At 51.8% G+C, this 19,812-nt stretch carries 17 protein-coding genes; 6 read left to right on the plus strand and 11 right to left on the minus strand.

The window, feature by feature from the left end; translation table 11 throughout:
• Positions 1-43: 43 nt before the first annotated feature.
• Entirely contained in the window at positions 44-883 is an 840-nt protein-coding gene (locus KP806_RS17660; RefSeq protein ID WP_224725046.1) for an ankyrin repeat domain-containing protein, read from the minus strand.
• Between the two features lie 162 nt (positions 884-1,045).
• Here KP806_RS17660 and KP806_RS17665 point away from each other — a divergent pair, with 162 nt between their 5' ends.
• Positions 1,046-2,131, plus strand: coding sequence for a CapA family protein (locus KP806_RS17665; protein ID WP_224725047.1), 1,086 nt, complete (start codon positions 1,046-1,048; stop codon positions 2,129-2,131).
• A gap of 75 nt (positions 2,132-2,206) precedes the next feature.
• On the opposite strand, the gene KP806_RS17670 is transcribed toward KP806_RS17665, so the two are convergent.
• The 6 genes from KP806_RS17670 to chvE form a co-directional block, all read right to left on the minus strand.
• Positions 2,207-3,403 carry a response regulator gene (locus tag KP806_RS17670; RefSeq protein WP_224725048.1) on the minus strand — a complete coding sequence of 399 codons (1,197 nt, stop codon included), beginning with the start codon at positions 3,401-3,403 and terminating at the stop codon, positions 2,207-2,209.
• Positions 3,366-5,225: a cache domain-containing sensor histidine kinase gene (locus KP806_RS17675; protein WP_224725049.1), complete on the minus strand. Its 1,860-nt coding sequence runs from the start codon at positions 5,223-5,225 to the stop codon at positions 3,366-3,368. The genes KP806_RS17670 and KP806_RS17675 overlap by 38 nt, the downstream gene beginning before the upstream one ends.
• A 37-nt stretch (positions 5,226-5,262) precedes the next feature.
• A complete protein-coding gene (locus tag KP806_RS17680; RefSeq protein ID WP_224725050.1) occupies positions 5,263-6,276 on the minus strand; it encodes a substrate-binding domain-containing protein in 1,014 nt (337 codons plus the stop codon).
• Between the two features lie 127 nt (positions 6,277-6,403).
• Positions 6,404-7,567, minus strand: a complete 1,164-nt coding sequence (gene mmsB / locus KP806_RS17685; protein WP_318153677.1) for a multiple monosaccharide ABC transporter permease — start codon at positions 7,565-7,567, stop codon at positions 6,404-6,406.
• A 7-nt stretch (positions 7,568-7,574) separates the two neighbouring features.
• Complete coding sequence (gene mmsA, locus KP806_RS17690) at positions 7,575-9,104, minus strand: multiple monosaccharide ABC transporter ATP-binding protein (RefSeq protein WP_224725128.1); 1,530 nt, start codon at positions 9,102-9,104, stop codon at positions 7,575-7,577.
• Positions 9,105-9,195: 91 nt separating this feature from the next.
• Complete coding sequence (gene chvE, locus KP806_RS17695; protein ID WP_318153679.1) at positions 9,196-10,305, minus strand: multiple monosaccharide ABC transporter substrate-binding protein; 1,110 nt, start codon at positions 10,303-10,305, stop codon at positions 9,196-9,198.
• A gap of 179 nt (positions 10,306-10,484) precedes the next feature.
• Between chvE and KP806_RS17700 the strand changes: the two genes are divergently transcribed.
• Positions 10,485-10,763, plus strand: a complete 279-nt coding sequence (locus tag KP806_RS17700; protein WP_224725051.1) for an alpha/beta-type small acid-soluble spore protein — start codon at positions 10,485-10,487, stop codon at positions 10,761-10,763.
• A gap of 200 nt (positions 10,764-10,963) precedes the next feature.
• Here the strand turns inward: KP806_RS17700 and KP806_RS17705 are convergent, their stop codons facing one another.
• Positions 10,964-11,350: an MmcQ/YjbR family DNA-binding protein gene (locus tag KP806_RS17705; RefSeq protein WP_224725052.1), complete on the minus strand. Its 387-nt coding sequence runs from the start codon at positions 11,348-11,350 to the stop codon at positions 10,964-10,966.
• Between the two features lie 264 nt (positions 11,351-11,614).
• Here KP806_RS17705 and KP806_RS17710 point away from each other — a divergent pair, with 264 nt between their 5' ends.
• The 3 genes from KP806_RS17710 (at position 11,615) to KP806_RS17720 (ending at position 14,139) form a co-directional block, all read left to right on the plus strand.
• Positions 11,615-12,847, plus strand: coding sequence for a hypothetical protein (locus KP806_RS17710; RefSeq protein WP_224725053.1), 1,233 nt, complete (start codon positions 11,615-11,617; stop codon positions 12,845-12,847).
• 314 nt (positions 12,848-13,161) lie between these two features.
• Positions 13,162-13,674 carry an ATP-binding protein gene (locus tag KP806_RS17715; protein ID WP_224725054.1) on the plus strand — a complete coding sequence of 171 codons (513 nt, stop codon included), beginning with the start codon at positions 13,162-13,164 and terminating at the stop codon, positions 13,672-13,674.
• Positions 13,675-13,899: 225 nt separating this feature from the next.
• Positions 13,900-14,139 carry a translation initiation factor 2 gene (locus tag KP806_RS17720; protein ID WP_224725055.1) on the plus strand — a complete coding sequence of 80 codons (240 nt, stop codon included), beginning with the start codon at positions 13,900-13,902 and terminating at the stop codon, positions 14,137-14,139.
• A gap of 456 nt (positions 14,140-14,595) precedes the next feature.
• Here the strand turns inward: KP806_RS17720 and KP806_RS17725 are convergent, their stop codons facing one another.
• Both KP806_RS17725 and KP806_RS17730 read right to left on the minus strand, forming a co-directional pair.
• Complete coding sequence (locus KP806_RS17725; protein WP_224725056.1) at positions 14,596-15,261, minus strand: PspA/IM30 family protein; 666 nt, start codon at positions 15,259-15,261, stop codon at positions 14,596-14,598.
• Entirely contained in the window at positions 15,152-15,790 is a 639-nt protein-coding gene (locus tag KP806_RS17730; protein WP_224725057.1) for a hypothetical protein, read from the minus strand. Before KP806_RS17730 ends, KP806_RS17725 begins: the two co-directional genes overlap by 110 nt.
• 221 nt (positions 15,791-16,011) lie before the next feature.
• Between KP806_RS17730 and KP806_RS17735 the strand changes: the two genes are divergently transcribed.
• Positions 16,012-17,820, plus strand: coding sequence for a family 43 glycosylhydrolase (locus KP806_RS17735; protein WP_224725058.1), 1,809 nt, complete (start codon positions 16,012-16,014; stop codon positions 17,818-17,820).
• A 102-nt stretch (positions 17,821-17,922) separates the two neighbouring features.
• Here KP806_RS17735 and KP806_RS17740 read toward each other — a convergent pair whose 3' ends face one another.
• Positions 17,923-19,563: a carboxypeptidase regulatory-like domain-containing protein gene (locus tag KP806_RS17740; RefSeq protein ID WP_224725059.1), complete on the minus strand. Its 1,641-nt coding sequence runs from the start codon at positions 19,561-19,563 to the stop codon at positions 17,923-17,925.
• Positions 19,564-19,812 lie beyond the last annotated feature (249 nt).

A 19,812-nucleotide genomic window follows, 5' to 3' on the forward strand; every position in this document is an offset into this window, starting at 1 on the left:
TTGCCGGAGTTACCTGCTAAGCCGAATGAAGCAGCACTGACTGTTACACGGCCCAAAGTTTTTCCCGCAAATACTCCGCGATTTCTGATCGCTCCAGATGCTCCGCCCAGCCGAGCGGCGTGCTTTGGAAGCCGGTATCTTTCACATGCAGATCGGCTCCGGACTCCACGAGCAGCTTGACGGCTTCGAGGGACCCCGAATTTACCGCTTGATGAAGCGCCGTAGCATGCGGATGAAACCCTTTCGGGCTGAAAGCGTTCAAGTCGACGCCGAGACCGATGACATAGGCCAGAGCTTCGGCATCGCCGTACAGGGCGGCGGCGGCCAAAGCGGTTCGTTTGTCGTCCGCGCCGGCGCCTGGCCCTAGCCGCTTCATCTCCTCCAACCGCCTCGTGCATACGGCGGCGGTCAGCGTCAGAGGCGCGCCGTACTCGAGCAATTTTTCAGCCGCAGCCAGCTCGCGGTGCGCCAAGGCCGGTATAAGCGCCCCCGACGGATCGGCGCCGGCGCCGGCCAATTCGTCGATCAGCCCGAGCTGCGCCCCGCACTCCCGCGCAACCATGCCCGAGCTTACCAGCATGAGCATGTAATCCAGCTGAGCTTGCAGGCTCTCCACGCGGTCGCGTTCTGCCGCGCGAATCATCACGCGCACCACCTTGATGACGTTAGCGGACATCCGCCCGGTCCGGATCGGATTTTCCGCCGCGAACCAGAGCAGATAGGGCCTCCGAAAATAACCCTCGCCGCATTCGGCCCGCTCCCGCATCAGCCCGGGGTGATCGGCCAGCAGCCGCTCCAGCCCTTTCGCGTCGCCTTCGTCAATAGCGGACACGGCCTGCCTGAACAACGGATTCAGCTCATCGAAATACAGGTTCCCGCTCATACGTTATACCCTCCTTTGAAAGTCTATTTCCGTGTCTTCATCATACCACGCCCGGACCGCTCAATAGGCATAAATGGATCATGATACGCGTCACATGACGAATGCAGCTGGACTCGCATATATTGACTTAGAAGAATTTGGCTATAGAAAGGGCGAATGTGCATGTCTGACGATATTATCATTGCCGCGGTCGGAGATCTCTTAATGAAGCCGCTGCTGATCCGATACATGCGTACCGGCGACAAACGCGATGGTTCATTGGACAAAGCACACGGCTCTTATGCTTTCGAGCAGGCGTTTGAACCGGTTTCCAAGGTTCTGCAGGATGCGCATCTGACGATAGGCAATCTCGAGACCACCTTTGCGGGCGGACCGAAGGAGGGATTTATAAAGACGCGCCGGAATCCCAGAAATGGCAATCCGGTTTTCAAATGCCCGGACAGCTTCGCCCCGGCATTGAAGAGAATCGGTTTCAATGTGCTCTCTACAGCAAATAACCATTGCATGGATTATGGCGTTGGCGGACTCAAACGGACTCTCCATGTACTGGATAAGAACGGAATTGCCCATGCCGGGACGTACCGGGATGAGAATGAGTCCCGCAGGCTCTGTATTCGAAATGTCAGGGGCGTTCGTATCGGCATTCTTTCGTATACAAGGGACACAAACGGCATTGCGGTTCCAAAGGGGCAGCCTGCCGGCGTCAAGCTGATTGCACGCAGGCAAATAAGGCAGGATCTGGCACGGCTGCGGGGGCTGTCGGATTTCATAATCGTCTGCATGCATTTCGGTTTTGAATATCATGGAAGCCCGGCTTCGCACCAAAGGAAGCTGGTCCGTTTCCTGTTTCGTCAGGGAGCCGATGTCATTCTTGGCGCGCATCCGCACGTTCTTCAGCATTCGGTGTCCCGCACCGTGAAGGATGTAACCGGACGGACGAGAAAACGGTTCGCGATCTACTCGCTGGGCAACTTTATTTCCACGCGGCTGCATAACAAGGATGCCGCTTTAACCGGCATGATTGTTCGTCTCCGAATCCGGAAAACATCCGGCGGCGGCGCCCTGCTCGCAGGGATCGAGCATATACCGACCTGGGTATATATTTCGAAGGACAGCAACCGGGGAATCTGCCGGGTCTTGCCGTTGAAACAAGCGATTAAAAAGCCTGAAAGCTACTTCGCCGGGCAAATAACACGGATGAAACGCGCCTATCGCAAAACGACTCGCATGTATAAAGGGGTTTTATAACATTCGGACTGAAAACGTTAGTCTGATCAGTCGCGGCAGCCATGGCTTTATTATCCGACCGGAGCTGCCGCTATTTTAGTGCATATTTTTGCGGTATTGATTCGGGGACAAGCCCGCGGCTTTTTTGAACGAGGTGCTGAAATAGTGCTGCGATTCGTAGCCCGTTTTCTCCGCGATTTCGTTGATCGACAAGTCGGTTTCGCTAAGCAGGCGAATCGCCTGCTCTATTCTGGTTTGCGTTAAAACATTGATAAACGAAGCTCCCACCTCTTGTTTGAACAGCCTGCTCAAATAGACGGAGGACACGTTCAATTCATGGGCGGCGCCTTCCAGCGAGAAATCCGGGTCCGCATAACGCTCCGCCACCATTTCCTTCGTCCGGCGCACAAGCGGGGTAAGGCGGGTCTCGCTGTTCACCGAAGCCTTCGCCTCCGCATAAAGCTGCGGCACGCCGCCGTCCCGGTTCGGCAAATAGCTGGCTACGAGAGCGATTTTCAAATAATCGGCGACATCCTGCTCGATCTGCCTGAAAACGGCTGAATCCGGCTTGCCCCATATCAAGAGCACAATAAGACCGACCTCATCCCGAAAATGGATGCAGGTAAACCCCTGAAGGTTTTCCTCCATAATATTCTCGATCGCAAACAGCAGCAGCTGCCGGTCCTTCTCGGAATAAAACGCTTTGCCCTTCGATTGCTCCGGCCACCGGATGACGCCTACAAAATCGGGAGCTTCCGCCGGCATCCGAAGGAAGGCAAGCTGCCCGGCAATTTCCTCCGGACCGAGCTCGCCCTTCATCCATTCCAGACAAAACCTTTCGCGGAGCAGGGAAAAATTTTTTTCGAGCTGCCTGGACGCCATCTGCAGCAGCTCCTCGCCTGCGACCGTTTCCTCCAGCTTATGAACCAGCTTTCTCAGCACCTCGGTCAAAGCGTCCGGGTTGACCGGCTTCAGAATATAATCGTCCACCTCCAGCTTAATCGCTTCGTACGCATAATTGAATTCGTCGTGGCCGGTAATGATGATGATTTTGCACTGCGGAAGCTGCTTGCGAATATGGCCGATCAAGGTCATGCCGTTCATGATCGGCATGCTCAAGTCGACCAGCATAATTTGCGCCTGCTTCTCAAGCGCCAGCTCCAAAGCCTCCTCGCCGTCCTCGGCCTCTCCGACAACCTCAAGCTTCAGCTCCTCCCAAGGGATCGAGCTTCGGATGCCTTCCCGGATGATCGCCTCATCGTCCGCGATTAAAGTCCTCCATTTGCGCATCATGCGCGTTTTCCCCCTTCCGCCAAATAACGGGATGGCAGATCTTCACAACCGTACCGCTTTTCTCCTTGCTGTCGATCTCAATTCCGTACGGCTTGCCGAAGCTGAGCCGGATGCGCTCCTGCACATTGCGCAGGCCGTAGCTTGCGGGCGCCCCCTTCGGCTGCTGGTCCTCCGCAGCTCCCGCCGTTACCGCTTCAAGCGTCTCCCGCAAAGCGGCAAGCCTCGCTTCGGTCATGCCCGCGCCGTCGTCCTCGATGACGAGCTCCAGCATGCCCTCGCTTACTTGCGCCCGGATCGCGATCATGCCGGGCCCTCTGCGTTCCTTAATGCCGTGATAGATCGCATTCTCCACCACCGGCTGAAGAATAAGCTTCTGCACGAACAGATCGGCGCAGCTGTCGTCCACCTCGATGCTGTAATTCAGCTTTTCCTTATAGCGGGTTTTCTGGATTTTCAAATAGCTTCGGATATGCTCGAATTCCTCGGCCAGCGGAATGACCTCCTGCCCTTTGCTGAGCCCGATGCGGAACAGCTTCGACAGCGCCTCCACCACCTCCGCCGCTTCCTTCGCGCCGTCCTTGCGTGCGAGCCACTGAATCGTATCCAGCGTGTTGTACAGAAAATGCGGCTGAATGTGGGCCTGCAGGCTGCGCAGCTCCGCCTCCCGTTTCAAGCGCTGCTCCTCCCACACCTGCGACAGCAGCCGGGCGATCTGCGTCAGCATTTTGTTGAAGCTGCGCCCTAGCATGCCGACCTCGTCCTCCCGCTCCTCAGGAATCCGGATGCTCATATTGCCTTCCTCCACCTTGCGCATGAAGGACGACAATTGCAGAATCGGACGGGAAATCGAATGGGATAAATAGTATGAAGCCGCAATCCCGAGCATGCACACAATAAACACAAACAAAACCAGATATAAATTAATGTCCCTAATTTCCTGCGCGCTGTCCCGCCTGTCGAACACGCCTACTGTCGTCCAGTTGGTAAAATCGGACTTCTGGTAGATGAGCTGAAGCTCCTGCCCGTTCACCGAATGAGTGAGCATGCCCGACGGCTCGCGGCCAAGGAGCTCCATATCTACGCTTCCGATTTTGGAGCTCTGCGGGGCATAGATCATCTCTCCGTCATTGTTGATGACCATCAAATAGCCGGTTTTGCCAAGCCTGACATCACGAACGGTTTCCGCAATCACACGCAGCTTCAGGTCGATCAGCACGACCCCTTCCGTTCGCTGCGTATCCGGATCCTGAATCGCGCGGACGACCGATACGACCTCACTGTCCTTGTAATTGGCATGCGTCGTTACATTCCGGTTGTACGGGTGCCCGATCATCGTGAAGATGCCCTTGGCTTCGACCGCCTTGGCGTACCAGCTCTCTTCCGTCAAGCTGCGGCTGCTTTTCGCGTACATTTCGTTGCTGAAGTAGTCGCCGCCCGCCCCCACCACCATAATGCCGGCGATTTCCGAATACAGCGTCGTGAAGCTTTGCAAAAACTTGGACAACTCGTACTGCTCGTCATTTCCGGATATCGCAGGATAACCTTCCTTCAGAAAAGACTGGATACCGGAATTCATCGATATGAAGTACGAAATGTTCTGGATATTGCCGGCATGAGCATCCAGGGATTGATTGACATGATCGATCAGCTGCATCGTGTTCCCGTTCACCTGCTTCTCGACAACCCGGTTAACCGTTAGCGCCATTAACAATCCGATGCATAAAGCCGGTAGGATGCTGATCAGCAAAAAATGAAAAATAAACTTGTACCGAATCGACCAGTTGTTCAGCTGAAACCATTTTTGGAGCAGTTTGAATGCCATCTTGCGCTCACCTTCCGCTTGCCCTTATCCGGATCTCTTATTTTGCATAAAAATGATCGACGTTGGCTGACGTGACGACCGTAATGCCCGTATCGACATTGACCGGCAAAGGCGGCACGTCCGTCTGCTGCCAATCCGGAATCGGCGCCGCAAGCTCATGGCGGAGATGGAAAAGCTGCATCAGCGACCAATACCCCATGCTCCACGTCCCTTGGGCCATCGTGGCGGAAATCGTGCCGCTCTTGACCATGTCGAGCGTCCTCTTGTCCGTGTCAAAGCTGATAATATGCACCTGGTCCAGCTTGCCTTCCCGTAAAATCGCATTGCCGGCTCCGACACCGCCGTTTGCCTCCGTAACGAAGATGCCGCGCAGCTCCGGATTGTCCTCAAGCAGCTGCCGGGTCATTTTCTCGGAAACGAGCTGATCTCCTTTACCGTCCATGATGCCGACCAGCTGAAGCCCCGGGAACTCCTTGCTCAGCGTTTCCTTGAAGCCGCGGGTCCGCTCCTGGTGGTTCAGCTGGTTCGGATGCGTAATAATGCCGACCTTGCCTCTTCCGCCGGTCAGCTCGGCCATCTTCCGCGCGGCCGTCACGCCGGCGTTGTAATTGTTCGTGCCGATAAAGGAATACGCCTTGCTGTCCGGCGCGTCGGAATCGAACATCACGACCGGGATGCCCGCTTCCACCGCCTTGTCGATCGCCGCATTCAGCGCTTCGGAATTAATCGCGCTCACCGCAATGCCTGCGGGGCTGCGGGCGATGGCCTGCTCCAGCACCATCACCTCTTCCTGCACGTCATACTGCGTCGATCCCCGGTACTCGACCGAGACGCCAAGCGCCTCCGCGGCATCCTCGAACCCTTTCAAGCCGCTCTTCCAATAATCGATGCCGGTCAGAAAATTGACCATCACATATTTCTCGTCCGTCTGCCCGTGCAGGCCGGCCGTTTCGTTCAGCAGCCCGCTGTCGTCCTCCCGTATAAAAGCCATATACAAGTAGGCGATCAGCGTCCCGATCAGAATGAGATACACGAATAAGAGCTTTTTCAAAGCCGATCCCCCTATTTTTAGAGCCTAAATCGCTTTCAATATCATACGGCAACGAGCGCGGCGGGTCCACAAGCCGTGAACGCCTCCGCGCTTTTTGCCAAACCTTTGAAATTGAGGATACCCCGCCTTAAGCGGACTTATTCTTGTTGTAGAGGTCGAAAGCGACGGCCAGCAGAAGGACCAGGCCCTTGATGCCTTGCTGATAATCGATGCCGAGGCCGATCAGCGACATCCCGTTATTCATGACGCCCATAACGAGACCGCCGATAATGGCGCCGAGAACGGTGCCGACGCCGCCGGTCGCGGACGCCCCGCCGATGAATACGGCCGCAATCGCGTCCAGCTCGAAGTTCACGCCGGCTTTCGGCGTCGCCGCATTCAAGCGGGCAGCGAATACGAGCCCGGCCAGCGCAGCGAGCACACCCATGTTCACAAACACCCAGAACGTCATTTTTTTCGTTTTGACGCCCGACAGCTTTGCAGCCTTCTCATTGCCGCCAAGGGCGTAAATGTGGCGTCCCATAACCGTTTTGCGCATCACGAAGGTGTAGGCTGCTACCAGGATGAAGAGCATGATCAGAATGTTCGGCAGACCTTTGTAGGAAGCCAGCACGACAGTGAACAGATTGATGATCGCAACGACGCCCGCCAGCTTCAAGAGGAAGAACGGGGCCGGAAGCAGCTCGAGCTCATACCGCTTCTGGATCAAGCGTCCGCGCCATTCCATGAACAAATAGAAAACGGATAGTACGATGCCGATAATTACCGTAAGCAAATGAAGGTCCCAATTGCCGGGAACGTCCGCAAGGAAACCCGTGCTGATCGCGCGGAACCCTTCCGGGAACGGAGCGACCGATTTGCCGTCCAGCACAAGCATCGTCAGACCCCGGAACAGCAGCATCCCCGCTAGCGTGACAATGAAGGACGGGATCCGCACGTAGGCGACCCAGAAGCCCTGCCAAGCGCCGACGGCCGCGCCGATCAGGAGCGACAGCGCCATAGCTGCCGGGAACGACATGCCGTATTTGACCATCATGATCGCCGATACCGCGCCGACGAAGGCCGCAATCGACCCTACCGACAGATCGATATGGCCGGTAATAATGACGAGAAGCATGCCGATCGCGAGAATGAGAATATAGCTGTTTTGCAAAATTAAATTCGTAATGTTAAGCGGCTTTAACAGAATGCCGCCGGAGAGAAATTGAAACAGAAGCATGATTAAGACTAATGCGATGAACATGCCGTACTGCCGCATATTGCTGCGCAATAATTTCAGAGCGGTCTCCACGCTGATTCTACCCCCTGGTTGTCGTCATATATTTCATAATCGTTTCCTGGCTGGCCTCGGCTCTCGGAACCTCTCCGGTGAAGCGGCCTTCGCTCATCACATAGATCCGGTCGCACATGCCAAGCAGCTCGGGCAGCTCGGAGGAAATCATCAGAATCCCTTTCCCCTGCTCGGCCAATTGGTTAATAATCGTATAAATTTCGTATTTGGCGCCGACATCGATGCCCCGCGTAGGCTCGTCCAGGATCAGCAAATCCGGCCCCGTAAAAATCCACTTGCTGAGCACCACTTTCTGCTGGTTGCCGCCGCTTAAGTTGCCCGTCTTCTGGTGAATGCTCGGCGTCTTGATTTTCAGCTTCTTGCGGAAGCTTTCCGCCTCGGCGATTTCCTGGTAATCGTCCACAACGAACCATTTGGAGATGCCGCGCAGGTTAGCCAGCGTCGTATTCCGTTTGATGTCGTCCATCAAGATCAGACCGTACTCCTTCCGGTCCTCCGTCACGTAAGCGATGCCTTCGTCGATCGCTTTGCTGATCTCGTTCAGCTTGACCTCGCGGCCTTCCTTAAACAGCTGGCCGCTGATCTTGCTGCCGTATGCCTGACCGAAAATGCTCATCGCAAGCTCCGTGCGGCCCGCGCCCATCAGGCCGGCAATACCGACGATCTCGCCCCGCTTGACGTTGAAGCTGACATCGTCGATGACCTTCCGGTCCGTATCCGCCGGATGATAGACGTTCCAGCGCCTCGCTTCGAACAGCACGTCCCCGATCTTCGGCTCGCGCTCCGGATAGCGGTTCGTCAGATCGCGTCCTACCATCCCTTTGATGATGCGGTCTTCCGTAATGCTGTCTTCCTTCACATTCAGCGTCTCGATCGTCTTGCCGTCTCGCAAAATCGTAATCGAATCGGCCACCTTCATGATTTCGTTCAACTTGTGGGAAATAATGATCGAGGTGATTCCCTGCTCCTTGAACGCCAGCATGAGATTCAGCAAATTTTCGCTGTCTTCTTCGTTCAGCGCCGCTGTCGGTTCGTCCAGAATGAGAAGCTTGACCTCCTTGGACAACGCTTTGGCGATCTCGACAAGCTGCTGCTTGCCCACCCCCATCGAGCCTGCGACCGTGTTCGGCGATTCCGACAAGCCGACCGTGTTCAGCAGCTCCCGGGTGCGTACGATCGTCCGGTTCCAATCAATGATGCCGCGTTTCATCCGCTCGTTGCCGAGAAAAATGTTTTCCGCGACCGACAGCTGCGGGATAAGAGCCAGCTCCTGATGGATAATGACAATGCCCAGCTGCTCGCTGTTTCGAATATTTTTAAATTCGCAGGTATTCCCTTTGAATAAAATGTCGCCCTCATATGATCCGTGCGGATAAACGCCGGACAGCACCTTCATGAGCGTCGATTTGCCCGCCCCGTTTTCACCCATTAACGCATGTATTTCGCCTTGCTTTACTTTCAAATTGACATTTTCCAGCGCTTTCACGCCCGGAAAGGTTTTGGTGATCCCGCGCATCTCCAATATCACATCAGTCAAAGCTATCACCATGCCTTCAAAATGAGATTCTAAAAAATTCATGGACGGCCCGAAGGCCGCCTCGTTACGTTTGAGACTGTTGTTACGGGGATTATTTCAATTCGTCTTCCGTGTAGTAGCCGGAATCCACCAATACTTCCTTGTAATTGTCCTTGTCGACCGATACCGGCTCGAGCAGGAAGGACGGAACCACTTTCACGCCGTTGTCGTAAGTTTCCGTGTCATTAACCGTTGCTTCTTTGCCTTCGATGACGGCTTCCGCCATGCTTACCGCCACTTTAGCCAATTCCCGCGTATCTTTGAATACCGTAGAGGTTTGTTCGCCTGCGATGATCGACTTGATGGATGCGAGCTCAGCGTCTTGTCCGCTGATGATCGGCATCGGCTTGTCGCCGGAGCCGTAGCCTACGCCCTTCAAGGAAGAAATGATGCCGATGCTGATGCCGTCATAAGGAGAAAGCACGGCGTGTACCGTATCGGTTGCATAGTTGGCGCTCAGCAGGTTATCCATACGGGATTGCGCCGTCGCTCCGTCCCAGCGCAGCGTCGCCACTTGCTCCATGCTGGTCTGGCCGCTCTTCACGACAAGCTTGCCGCTGTCGATGTACGGCTGCAGAACGGACATGGCGCCGTCGAAGAAGAAGTAGGCATTGTTGTCGTCCGGCGAACCGGCGAACAGCTCGATGTTGAACGGCCCTTTGCCTTCCTTCAGGCCAAGCTTCTCTTCCAGGTAAGTTGCCTGCAGCACGCCTACCTTGAAGTTATCGAAGGTTGCATAGTAGCTTACGTGCTCGGAATTTTTGATCAGACGGTCGTAAGCGATAACCTTGATGTTCTCGTCGGCCGCCTTCTGCAGCACGTCCGTCAGCGATTCGCCGTCAATCGACGCGATAACCAGCACTTTAACGCCTTTTGTGATCATATTTTCAATTTGGGAAACCTGGTTTTCGATAACGTCCTCCGCATACTGAAGGTCTACCGAATAACCGAGCTTCTCGAATTCGCTTTTCATATTGGCTCCGTCGCCGACCCAGCGCTCGGACGACTTCGTCGGCATCGAAATCCCGACGCTTCCTTTCGCGTTGTCCCCTCCTCCGTTACCGGAGGCGCCGTTCGATTCCGTGCCGCCGCCGTTAGCGCCGCAAGCCGCCAGAACCGTGATGAGCGCTGTCATTAAAATCACTGCCAACATCTTCTTCATATCCGTTAACCCCTCTCTTGTGATCGGTTGAATGTGTTGATAGCTGTATCATACAGGGACGGGCCGGACGAAGCTTTGCAATTCGTTTACCTCTTTTTATAAAAAATTAACTTAAGTAAAAGGAGGAGTAATCTGAAGATCGATTGGGGAACTTAAAGAAAAAACGAAGGAGCAAACCAATGGCTAGAAGAAGAAGGCGTTATGCGGTTCCCGGGGCAGAACAGGGCATGCAGCAGTTCAAGGCGGAAGTGATGAAGCGCGAAGGGTATGCGGTAGACCCGGCTAGACCGGACGATGTCAAATACGAGGTGGCCAAGGAGCTTGGCATTCCGCTGCAGCCGGGCGATAACGGCAATTTGACGACGGAATCGGCAGGCCATATCGGCGGCAAAATCGGCGGCTCGATGGTGCGCGAAATGATACGCTTGGCTCAGGATAAGATCGCTAATCGCGAGTAGAATTGGATGGAACAAACCAGCAAATACTTGTCAAGGATTTTATGTCGGTCCTTACTCGAATTGCTGGTTTACACTTTTTAATTCAACAAATAACCCTTCATTGACTTGAAGGATATGGGTAATTATCGTTTGCCTTTGGTGGTTCAGCACATTTGTTATTTGTAATCCGCCAGTTAGCGGAACGAAAAAGCAGCCGGACTTCATGGCCGGCTGCTGCTGTCTGTATTAAACTGTGGTTTATCCTCATTTACTTTGGTTTTACGTTTAGGCCTTGTGAGTTCAAAACTATGCCTTACCATGTCATGAAGATCATCTTCCGGAAGCCCTTCATCCAGAATCACTGTATTCCAGTGCTCTTTATTCATATGATACCCCGGCTTGACTTCCTTAAATGCCTGTCGAAGAAAATCGGATCGTTCAGGATCACATTTAAGGTTAACGCAAAGATGTTCATCTCGGTTGAATATCAAGGCAAATAACTTCTTGTTTTCTTTATGGCGAATGGCCGTCCAGCCTTCTCCGAAAGGTAGATCTTCATACGAGCCTGGATAAGACAAGCAGTATTCTACGAAATCTCCTATTTTCATCCGATCTACTCCTGTCCTTTTTATTCCTGAATTCATTTTATACAAGATTCAATTTAAGGCTAATTCATGATACAAGCAAGATGTCCGAGGCCAACCAGATGGTGATTTTTCGTTTGGTTTGGTTTGGTTTGGTTTGGTTTGGTTTGTTCTGTTCTGTTCTGATCTAAGCGTCACCGCCCAGTAGACAGAAAGAATGAGACCGAATACTTCTGAAAGGTATGGGGCAGTTTATTTCGTAATCAGAACTGAAATAGGGGTTTTTTGATGGGAAGCGTCTACTCGAACGGACTTCGTCGTCCGAAATTACATCTTGCGCCTTATATTGCTAACTACATTCATGAACAGAACCCTTGGTCACTTGTATGGTGGTCAGCTGCCTTCCCCGGAGCTGGACATATGCAATTATGTAAATATGGTACCGGCATTGTGTTGATGTTCTGGGAGTTTTTCATTAATGTAAAGTCACACTTAAATGAGGCCATTTACTATTCAATGATAGGCGATTTCGAAATCGCTAAATCCGTAATCGATACAAAATGGTTTCTTCTCTATATGGCGGTTTACATCTTCACGATGTGGGACTGTTACCGCCTTGCATTAGATTTAAATAAATACTCCCAGTTAGCAGATCGATATGATGCACCCATTAAACCCTTTCATATTGGCGCTATTGAAATTAATTACCTTGATTACCGAAAACCATGGAATGGTGTAATTTGGTCCCTTTTTATGCCAGGACTAGGCTCTATATATGCAAACAGGCTTCCAACGGGTTTTTTTGTGTTGATCTGCACCGTTTTCTCAATTTACAAATCCAACCTGTTACCTGCCTTCCATTGGATGGCGGCAGGTAATCTCGATATGGTTAGAAATAGTATCAGCCCCCAGTGGTTTTTGAATTTACCTTCTCTTTGGGGGTTTGCCGTAAGTTCCACCTATATAGATATCCACTTTACAAATGAATTATTTAAGACAGAGCAGTCTAGATTTTTGGCGAAAAATTATCAACCACCGACATTTAAAATGCCACGAAAAAACAAAGGTGATGGAAACATGCATCTGATTTCAACGTTCCAACATAGTGCGTATTTAGAATTGGCACTCAGCGATTTAGAGCAGGAAGGAATTCCAAAGGATCATATATTCATCGCGACACTTGATAAACATTCGTCTAAGTCTTCGGACATTGAACGCGTGCATAAAGAGAGTGCCAGTCGCTATGAACTAGCTTTTATTTTAGCGACCATTTTTATGTTGCTTGGAAGTATATACGGGTTTATTTGGACCTGGGGACCAATCATCTGGGGATTAATTGGGATCATTCTCGGAGCGATTTTAGGTCTGGTAATTACTGTACTTCACAGGAAAAATAAATGGTTCATAAAAGAAGCGCCAATGGACGTTGTCGTCATTGTTGAATGCGAACAACACAATCTGGAGGTCGCTGAACGAATCATGTGGAGGCATAAAGCGTTGGGAGTATCAAAAACTCCATGAATGCGGTGCTATTTCGGATAATCTCATACCTGACAATTCCCCCTCGAGGTAATAGATGACTGATCGCTGTCCAGTTGTATTTGTTAAAACGCCATTGACGAAATCGAAAAGTTTATTGGAAATCGAAGATAAGACAAAACGGAGAGCATTGGATTGAATGACAACAGCGGTCGGGTCTAAGGCTTTGTTCAAGTCGTGGTCCCCCTGTCTTGGTGGAGCTCCCTTTTAGTTATATCTTATTTGTTTGTTTGTTTATCATGGCTGTCATCCATCTGATTATATAAGCAAGGATAATAAAAATTACAAGTAATTATATGGAGCTGACTGAAGCAAGAAATAATGCAGGAACATATCTAGGCGAACAACACGAGGGATACGATCCAAACCATCTTATATGGGCCGTGCTCGAAAACTCTGTACTAGAGCATGAGGCCGGCTACTGTTCTGAAATAAGTATAGTTCATCAGCAAGATGGAAGTGTGACTATAGCCGATAATGGACGAGGCATTCCGATTCGGGCCTTACCTAATTCTTCAACCAAGGTACCGGTACAAACCGTTCTTACGGAAATCGGATACTACAACAATACAAGTGCCTCTGTAGCAGCCCCAGGTGGACTTAAAGGGATCAATATGCCTGTGGTGAATGCACTCTCAGAGAGATTGTCCGTGGAAATTCGTCGTGAAGGAAAAGTGTTTCGTCAAGATTTCAAGCATGGAATCCCGCAATCCGAACTATTAGTAATCGGGGTAACAAAGGAGACAGGTACCAGTGTTACCTTTAGACCGGATCGAGATATTTTCGCAGCCAGCTTTGATAAAACTTAATTATTGAGTCGTATAGCAGAATTCCGGAAAATTTACCCCAGTCTAATTGTTGAAATCATCGAGTAGAGCAATTTAAGGCAACGGAATATTTCCGTTGCCTTTTAAACAGTTAGAAAGGCGAGTCCAGAGATGAAATCGCAGTGAAGGAAAAGGAAGATTCAGCACTTTCACCTAGCCAGGCATACAAACATAAATTAATACAGATGAAACTGGAGGGAATAGCATTTGGAAAACAATAAAGAGCTGCGTGATATTGAAATTGCAAAGCTGGCTTTTATAGGAGCATCGATAGCTGCAATAGGTGATGGGATAGGCGCGCTGGCTGCCGGATTGGCATTAGATGCTTTAAGGCAGGATCATCAAATTCAAAACGATAATCGTAATGCGTCATTTGCAGGTCCAACTCAAGTACAGCTTGATTATTATATAAAAGAGTTAATTAGAATTAGAAATATTGTCGGCTGAATGGACTAATCCATTTTGCCGCCTTGAACGGATTCTTGTCGGAGGCTTCAACCGGACGGTCTATCCATTGGCCCTCTTTTGTAAAGGACAAAGAAGACGCTTAGCCCCCTTTATGTGCGATTTCTTCCGCTTAACGGTCATCTCGGCGCTTTAAAGCCGTGATCGTATAGAAAGCAAACCGTCCATCTGTCCTATCTGACTCTCATGTCCATTAGCCGCCGACACTTGCTGATTAGTCATTCCAAGAGGCTTTTTCGTCCGTTACCTCTAGACAAGTCAGACGCGACGCGGCAGATAAGCGCTTGCCGAAGCAAGACACCGAAAGCAAAAAATGGCCATGCAGGGATAGATCGTCCCATGAACACGGCCATTTCTTCTTTGACTTCCTATTTTCGTCGAGCGTGCTATCCATCAAGTGAGAGAACTGCTTAGGGGCAGCCCTTTCGCTTCACACGATTATCCCGTTTGCATTTCTCTTCTGGCGGCTTTAAGCCGCTTCAGCTCGGCCTGAATTTCCTCGTTCCGGTCGATCCGGTCGAGCTCGTTATGCTGCGGGGACGCTGCCCATTGCTTTGCCGCAGCCCCGGCCTCCAGCCGGCGCACATTCTCTTCCAGACGCTCGAAGCCGCGAATGACCTTCTCCGTCCGGATGGCCGGGAAAGCGGCTGCACCTTCGATCGCCTTTGCGGCTTTGGCCCTCGAGGCGAGGAAGTACAGCCGGCCCTGCAGCTCGCGATGCAGCTCCTTCAAACGAACGATCTCCTGCTTCAGCGTACCGATCTGATTGCGGATCACATCCAGTCGCTGCCTGTAGGAGTGCAGCAGCCTCTCATGCTGCAGCTTTTCCGAAAGCGCAATTTCGGCAATCCGCTCCTCTTCCCGGTCCACCGCCAATTCGGCTTGGCGCAGCCGTTTGGAAATCATTTGCGACGTATGTTCAATTAGCAGAATGTATTCCTGCTCCGCGGCCAGCTGGCCGGCGAGCGCCTCGCTTGCTTTGTCGATATGCTCCTCAATCTGGCGCAGGTAATGCTTGGCCATATTTACCGGATCCTCGCACCTGTCCAGCAATCCATGCACGTCCGCGGCTGCCATTTCTTTTACTCTTCTGAATACTCCCATCCTTTTCTCCTCCTTGTTTGTCTAAAAAATAACCTCTTGTTTTGCGTTCCCACTCATCCAGAAAGCTTCCTTTGTCGGTAGGCATAGCGCCATAACGTATCGCTCCTTCGCCTGCACTTAACGCTTCCAGCGAGGCATCGTTCTGGCTCCGGGACCGGATGAGCAGAAGGGCGATCACAAGCAGCGCTCCCCACAGCGGCGATAACAGGCTCATAAGCGCAAGCCCCGCCGTAAAGGCGGTTACAACCCTAAGGATGCCGGACGATTTTGTCCACAGCCATAACGCCGCAGCAAGCGCCGCCAGCTTCAAAGCCGTGAATACCGCTGCGAACAACGGCGCAAACGCCTGATGCTGATAGCTGATCTCCCTCATGACGACATATCCGCCGTGTCCGCCGCGGCCCGGTCCTTGATGAATGTAGACATAGTTCGTATGTCCGAATAATGCGATTGCCTTGAGCAGCAGCAGCACCGCCGCGAATCCGGCAGCTCCGATTACCGCCCATTTGAGGGTCCGGTTCGTATTCAAGCTGCCACCTCCTCCCGTCTTGTTTTTTCGTACAAGCTAACTATAAATCTCTTGCCTGAAACATAGATTAGCTCCAACTTATAGGAGGATAAAAATGGGCTGAAAGCTGGCTGAAAGAAAGGATCGGCACTCCGCAAAATTTAAGGAGCTCAGCCGTTCCCGGCATGATACAATGGGAAAAATAAGATATGCGTCTTAATCGCAGCAGGGAGGGCATTATTTTGTCAGAGCAAGATTATTCAGCTTATCTTTTGGTGCATTTTATCGGGGAACAGCCCAACGGGGAGCAGGTCTATTTCTCCTACAGCGAGGACGGTCTCCATTGGAAAGATTTAAATGCAGGGTTGCCGATTCTTCGTTCCGAGCTGGGGGAAAAGGGCGTCAGGGATCCGTTTCTGGTTCGCTCGCCAAAAGAGGACAAGTTTTATCTGATCGCCACGGATCTCCGTATCGCGAGCGGAAAGGGCTGGGGCTCCGCGCAGACTGAAGGAAGCCGCGACATTATCGTATGGGAGTCCGCCGACCTGGTGAACTGGTCTTCCCCGTGGGCAGTCACGGTTGGCGTTCCGGGCGCCGGCTGCGTCTGGGCTCCGGAGGCCATTTATGACGAGGCTTCTGGCGACTTCCTGGTGTTCTGGGCGTCCGCGACGCAGGAGCCGCACGAGCATGAGCGCAAGCAAAAAATCTACAGCGCGCGCACCAAGGATTTCCGCAGCTTCACAGCTACTGAGAAGTATATCGAGCGGGAAAACCATATCATCGACACGACGATCATTGCTCATAACGGCATCTACTACCGTTACTCCAAGGATGAAACGACCAAAAACATCCGGGTCGAAAAAGGCGCATCGCTGGACAAAAACTCGTTTGACAATCTGAGCGCTCCGGCTTTGGAGGCATTGCTCGGCGTGGAGGGCCCTCAAATTTTCAAGCTGAACGACCGCGAAGAGTGGTGCTTGATCGTGGACCGCTTTGCGGAAGGAAAAGGTTATCTTCCCCTGCTGACCTCCGATCTTGAAAGCGGTGTATTCCGGATTGTGCCGGAAGGATCGTTTGATTTGGGGAAAAACAAGAAGCGCCACGGGGGTGTCCTCCCTATTACCGCTGCGGAAAGCAGCCGCCTTCTGGCGGCGTTCGGCGACGGCCATCAGGTTCTGCCCGGGCAATTCGCCGACCCGGACCTTGCGAAGTTCGGCGGCCGCTATTACCTATATCCGACTACAGACGGCTTCACCGGCTGGTCGGGCACGCAGTTTCATGTCTTTTCGTCCGATGATATGCGCATTTGGAAAGACGAAGGCGTGATTCTGGATCTGGCGACGGAGGATGTGCCTTGGGCGGTCGGAAGCGCTTGGGCGCCGGCTATCGCCAGCAAAGAAGGAAAATACTACTATTATTTCTGCGGCAAAATGGAAACCGGACAGAGCGCCATTGGCGTTGCGGTTGCGGACAATCCGGCAGGCCCGTTTAAAGCGCAGCCACAGCCGCTCATTACGATGGAACAGACGAAGCGTCTTGGCATTGCTATGGGGCAGGCGATCGACCCGTCGGTCTATTTTGAGGAGGACGGTACGGCTTGCCTGCTGTTCGGCAACGGACACGCTGCCATCGTACAGCTTGGCGAAGATATGGTAAGCGTCATTGAGGAAACGATGAAAAATATTGACGGCCTGCACGATTTCCGGGAGGCGGTCACCGTTCTGAAGCGCGGCGGGCTGTATCACTTCACCTGGTCCTGCGACGACACCGGCAGCGAGGACTATCACGTGAACTACGGCACGGCGGAGCAGCTTTACGGGCCGGTCACTTACCGCTATCCGGTTCTGTTCAAAAATAAAGAAAAGGATATGCTCGGCACCGCTCACCATTCGATTCTTCAGGAGCCCGGCACCGATAAGTATTGGATCGCGTATCACCGGTTTGTCACCCCGCTGACCCGGTTTACGGAAGGAAAAGGCTATCATCGCGAAACCTGCATAGATCCGCTCGCCTTCGGCGAAGATGGGCTGATGCAGCAGGTTAAGCTGTAGAGGCAGATAGGGAAAGGGGAAGGCGAAGCGCCTCCCCCTTTTTTTTAAATCCGGTACGCGCTTGCGGTACCCGCTGCTCTAACGTTTACTTATCTTTTTATCCTATTTGCCTTTCTTAGGAACCGTAACAGTTGCAGACGCTAGTGCCGTATTGCCCGCCTTATCGGTCGCGGAATAAACGATGTTATATTCCCGATCCGGGCCTTTTCCGGAATTCTCGGCACGAAGCTCGAATGCCGTATCGTAGGTGCCAAATTCGGCATTTTGAATATCGATTTTATGTCCAGTTCCCGTGGACTGACCAGCTTCATTTGATGTAATGGAAACTAATTGGATCGCTGCTATTCCTGAACCGCCATCTTGAGCATCGACGAAGGCTTGAATGGGTATCATTTTATTGTTGGCAGGGGATAAAGAGTATCGATTAAGCGACAGCTGCAGTGTCGGAGCCGTTTTGTCGATATTCACGACAAGCGTGTTCTGCTTCTCCATGTTTCCGGCCTGATCCGTGCTTCGATATAGAACGATATTCTCTCCTTCTTTGGAGAGCGTAACGGCTCCGTTGTAAACCGCCCATGTTTTTCCGTAATCAAGACTGTACGTTGTTTGTTCGATACCGGATAATTTGTCTTTTGCCGATAAGGAAACGTGAACATCGGAACGATACCAATCGCCGCTGCTTGCCTGTCCTGACACTGCCGCTTCCGTAACAGGCGCTGTTTTATCCAGATTGACGTAGGTCGTGTCCGTCCCTACTAATCCGGAGGAATCGATAGCAAAACCTTTTATCGCTTGATCGGCCCCTTCTGTGGACACTAAAAACGGAGGAGACACGACAAGCTCCGCGTCTTCGTCAACAGCTTTGAATGAGACCCACACGTCTTTGTTGTACCAGCCGTTATAATCAGGAGCTCGCTCTTTCACGGCGGTGACGACTGGAGGGTTATTTTTGATGAGCTTCAGTGACAGCCGGTAAACTCCCCCGTTAATTTCTATATTCTCCTCGGCCGGCATATAACCTGGAGCCGAAACTTTTAGCGTGTATGCCCCGCCCTTCAACACATCCGAAAAGAAGTAATTTCCCGCTTGATAGAGCGGAATATCCGTGCCCGCTACTTCGGCGATCGCGTCTTCAATCGGGACATCCGACTCGTCGGTAATCTCGACTTCAAGGCGTCCATTCAAATATGTACCGGGATGCATATCGAATACTTGCTGGTCGATGATTTTGTGATCGCCCGAATGAAGTTGAACCGTGCTCTCCCAATTATTGTTGTAAGTCATAATGTACGTATTCTCGCCGCGCGCAGAATAGAATTGTCCGGGAATGACGGACAACGTGTAGCTGCCTTCGGAATCCGACCATGCTTCAGCAATGTTAATCCGTCCGCCTCGTCCAAGGTAAACCGTTAATCTGATCGGATAATTGCTGACAGGCGTTGCGAACTCGTCTACATAAGTTATTTTTCCCGATAGGGTCGCTTTCTGCTCCGGCAGTTGAAAATCGAGAGTTTCGGACTCCACTGCGAAAACGACTACATATCCTTTAACCGTCAAGATAGCCGAGACGGCGTCGCCCAACGTCTTGGTATAGGAAATGGAGTAACTTCCTTCTTCATCTGTAATAGCTGATGTAATGTCATAAAAACCGGTACTTGAAGAGTAGGCTCCGATTCGAACCGTCGCACCTTCAACGGGCTGCCCGGCCTCATCGGTAATTGTTCCTTGTAAAGAACGAACCACTTGATCGCCAGCTTCATTGGCATAACTGATGTTTGTGCTTGCTGTCATGAAGACAAGAATTAATAGCAAGATAAATAAAGCCTTTCCTCTTCTTGAATCACTCGTTTGACTCATCCGTCATCCTCACTTTCGGTAGTTATATTAAGAACCAAATGTTCTTAATAAAGAATACCATGTCAGGAAAATTTTTGTAAGTCGCTACATGAATAAAGCACCCCGAATTTCTCCGAGGTGCTTCCATTTACCGAA

This window comes from Paenibacillus vietnamensis (assembly GCF_020169515.1).
Lineage (GTDB): Bacteria > Bacillota > Bacilli > Paenibacillales > Paenibacillaceae > Pristimantibacillus > Pristimantibacillus vietnamensis.